This window comes from Culturomica massiliensis (assembly GCF_900091655.1).
Classification (GTDB): Bacteria; Bacteroidota; Bacteroidia; order Bacteroidales; family Marinifilaceae; genus Culturomica; species Culturomica massiliensis.
The window spans coordinates 1-3,648 of sequence record NZ_LT594618.1; the positions used below are offsets into that span (position 1 = coordinate 1).

Genomic DNA, 3,648 nt, shown 5'->3' on the forward strand with positions numbered 1-3,648 from the left:
CCGGAGCGAAGAAGGGTTCGGCCTTTGCAGCGGATCTGGGTGCGATGTATCATGCGCCGTCGTGGAATGCGGGTCTTTCCGTAACGAACCTGGGTTCAAAGATCGATTACGGTTACGACAGCTATGAGCTTCCTGCCTGCCTGAAAGCGGGCGGGGCTTACTGGCATACCTTTTCTGACCGGCACCGTCTGACGGGTCATGCGGAGCTGGCTTACCGTCTGATGCCTTCCGATTACAGCGGCGTTAATGTTGGTCTTGGGGCCGAATACCTTTACAACGATCTGATAGCGGTGCGCGGGGGTTATCACATCGGGGACGATAAGAAGACAGGTCCGAGTTATGCCACTCTGGGTTGCGGTCTGATGTACCGCGGAGCAGAAGTGAACTTTGCTTACTGGCTGGCTGGCAGTGATTCGCCGGTGAAGGGAACGTTCTGTCTCTCTGCCGGATGGAATTTTTAAAAGGCCGGGAGGATATTTTAGAGGACGGCGGAATTTGATCAGGGAATCGTCTGAAAAGTTTTGTTTATAATACAAAAGCTTTTCGGGCGATTTTTTTAGATTTATATTCACTGTTTTATTAAAAACCGGATGTTTCATATTGTTTTCAGAAATGTGAAAAACCTATTCAGATAAGGGTATTTAGTTAAATTATAATATAAAATAGCTCTATTTGTTTAAATTGAAACAAAAATAACGAATGGAAATATTATTTTTTACATTTTAAAATAGTATAATTGTGGTTTGAAAACAGGAGAGGCTATTAAACTTTGTTTTACCATTAAATTTATGACGATGAATACCCGTCTATTATTTCTTTTATTTTTATTGTTCGCATATTCTTGTAGCGAGGATAAAATTGATCGTTCGAATGATAAGGATATACCTGAACAAAAAGTTGTTGAAGGGAATCATTTAGTAAAAGGACTTGTGAGAATCAAGTTAAAAGAAAGTGCTGAGCAACGGGTAAGTTTGACCAGTGTGGATGGAAAGACCCGTACCGGAATTTCGGCATTGGATGAATTGGCAGACCGTTTAGGTGCGACAAAAATCGAGCGGGTATTTCCGCCGGCCGGAGAATTTGAAGCCAGAACGAGAGCGGCCGGTTTACATTTGTGGTATGATATCTATTTTGACGAGACGAAGCCGGTTACCCGGGCTATCGGTGATTTGTCGGAATTGGCAGAAATCGATAAGGTCGATCCGGTACGTAAGATCAAGCGGGTCGGAGGAGTAGGCCGGGCTATACCGATAACGATGTCCGGAAGCGGGATCGAGGCAGCTTTGCCGGGGAGGCCGAATGATCCTCTTTTGAGGGCGCAATGGCACTATGTAAATGATGGAACTGTGAAGGATGCGGTTGCCGGTGCCGATATTAATTTGTTGGAGGCCTGGAAGGTGACTACCGGGTCGCCGGAAGTGATTGTTGCTATTGTAGACGGTGGTATTGATTATGAGCATGAAGATTTGCAGGATAATATGTGGGTGAACGAGGCTGAAAAAAATGGAGCGGCAGGTCGTGACGACGATAATAATAATTATGTAGACGATATTTACGGATGGAATTTTGTCGATAATACAGCGACGATTATTCCCCATAGCCATGGTACTCATGTTGCGGGTACTGTTTCTGCTGTGAATAATAACGGGAAAGGCTTATGTGGAGTTGCCGGAGGAAGTGGAAATCACGACGGGGTGCGATTAATGTCTTGTCAGATTTTTAAGGCAGACCCGAATGACCCGAATGAGGATATCGGTACAAATCGTACTCCACAGGCGATTAAATACGGGGCCGATAATGGGGCTGTTATCAGTCAGAATAGCTGGGGATTTGTTTTCGATAATAAGGAACAGACCTATATGGATAATGCGACCAAAGAAGCTATCGATTATTTTATAAAATATGCCGGTACGGATAAAAACGGTAATCAGGTGGGGCCGATGAAAGGGGGGATCGTTATTTTTGCCGCCGGTAATGAAGATTCGGATTATAAAGCTTATCCGGCTGCTTATGGGCCGGTGCTGTCTGTTGCGGCCATGGCTCCGGATTATAGAAAGGCATGGTATTCAAATTTTGCGGATTGGATCAATCTTACGGCCCCCGGCGGGACAGAACCGATGGGTGTACGTTATGCTAAAGAGTGTATGGTTGCCAGTACGGGACCGGGAAATGAGTATATATATATGCAGGGAACTTCGATGGCCTGTCCCCATGTATCGGGTATTGCGGCTTTGGTTGTTTCCAAATATGGGGTCGGGCATCCCGGATTTACGCCCAATGATTTAAGAGAACGTCTTTTGGCGGCAACCCGGGATATAGATCAGTATAATGCGGGATATAGAGGAAAAATGGGTGTCGGATACATAGATGCAGCTTTGGCTCTTCAGGAGGATAGAGGCATTGCTCCGGAGCCGGTAGCGGATTTGGCTATCACATGGGGGGCTGCTTCCGTGCTTTTGAAATGGAGTGTTACATCAGACGAAGATAACGGAACGCCGGATCGTTATGATATATATGTGAAGACACAATCTTTTGACGACATGGATTTAAGCGGGATTGAACCGACAAAATCTATCGATGTAAGTCGTATGAAGCTTGGGGATGAGGTGTCTGTGCGGATACAAGGTTTGATTCCGGAGACTCGTTATTATGTTGCGGTTGTCGGTGTGGATCGTTTCGGGAATCGTTCGGCTTATACGGTAGAGGGAGGTGAGACCGTCACAAATGCGGCTCCTGTGGTTGTATGGAGAAATCCTACGGATATCGTATTGAAAGCCTTTGAAACGGCTAGAATTTATTTTGATGTTACGGACCCTGAAGATCAGGTTTGGGAATATCGCCTGGAAAGTACGCCGGATGGCGTTTCTGTCGGCCGGGAGGAGAATACGGTGATTGTGACGATTGTTGCACCTGAAATCACAGCGGGAGTGAAAACTCCGCTTCAGTTAATCGTAACCAATGAAGGAGGAAGTTCGGAAACCGTTGAAATTCCTTATGAAATATTACCCAACCGGACTCCTGAAATAGTCGGGACTGTTACTTTTGAAAATCTCTATTTTGGGAAAGTCGGGGAAACGCAGACCATCGATCTTAATACGTATTTCCGGGATCCGGATGGTGAAAATCTGAAATATACAGCAACTTGTTCATCGAACGGTTTGGTTTCAATAAGTGTAAGCAATAACCAATTGGTATTGAAATCTCTCAGAACCGGGTTGGGTAAGTTGACGATTACTGCGACGGATCATTTAGGCGCTACAGCTAATATTGTAGCTGATATTTTGGTTCGGGATGATTCCCGTATGGCCGATTTTTATCCGAATCCGGTTCGGGATGAATTGAATATCCAGATGGGTAAAGAGGTAAAAGGAAATATTGAAGTCAAATTATATAATACGAATGGCGTACTTGTTCTGGAAACGGGAAAAGAGATTGCCCCTTTCAAGCCTGCTAAATTAGATGTAACTAAATTGCCGGGCGGTAGTTATGTGGTGGTAGTGAAATACAACGGTAAAGAATATAAGAATAACATAGTGAAACTGTAATGATGAAAAGAATAAATATCATATTGGCCTTTCTTTTGTGCTCTTTCTTTGGGGCACAGGGCCAGAGCGCCTCATTTCTGAATATCAATCCCGATGTCCGTTC

General features: G+C 44.8%; 2 protein-coding genes. Both read left to right on the top strand.

The genetic code is table 11. The features are described from left to right. Nucleotides 1-461: PorV/PorQ family protein (locus BN8908_RS00070; protein ID WP_148453100.1), on the top strand; the 461-nt coding region annotated here is incomplete at its 5' end. 468 nt (nt 462-929) lie between these two features. Continuing rightward, a complete protein-coding gene (locus tag BN8908_RS00075; RefSeq protein WP_235837383.1) occupies nt 930-3,545 on the top strand; it encodes a S8 family serine peptidase in 2,616 nt (871 codons plus the stop codon). Nucleotides 3,546-3,648 lie beyond the last annotated feature (103 nt).